This is a genomic window from Paenibacillus marinisediminis (assembly GCF_054343325.1).
On the sequence record NZ_JBTGUH010000043.1, the window covers coordinates 1 to 270 of the forward strand.

General features: G+C 51.9%; 1 rRNA gene. It reads right to left on the minus strand.

The annotated features are described in order from the left end of the window. Positions 1 to 266: ribosomal RNA gene (locus ACXX53_RS23175) — 23S ribosomal RNA — on the minus strand; the annotation flags it as partial. Between the last annotated feature and the right edge of the window lie 4 nt (positions 267 to 270).

Consider the following 270-nt stretch of genomic DNA (forward strand, 5'->3'; position numbering starts at 1 on the left):
TTCCGCGTTCGCTCGCCGCTACTTACGGAATCACTATTGTTTTCTCTTCCTGAGGGTACTTAGATGTTTCAGTTCCCCTCGTATGCCATCTTACACCCTATGTATTCAGGTGCAAGTAACCGCCCATTACGACGGCTAGGTTTCCCCATTCGGAAATCCCCGGATCAATGCATGCTTACTGCTCCCCGAGGCGTATCGTTGTTCGCCACGTCCTTCATCGGCTCCTGGTGCCTAGGCATCCTCCGTGTGCTCTTAATAGCTTAACCAACG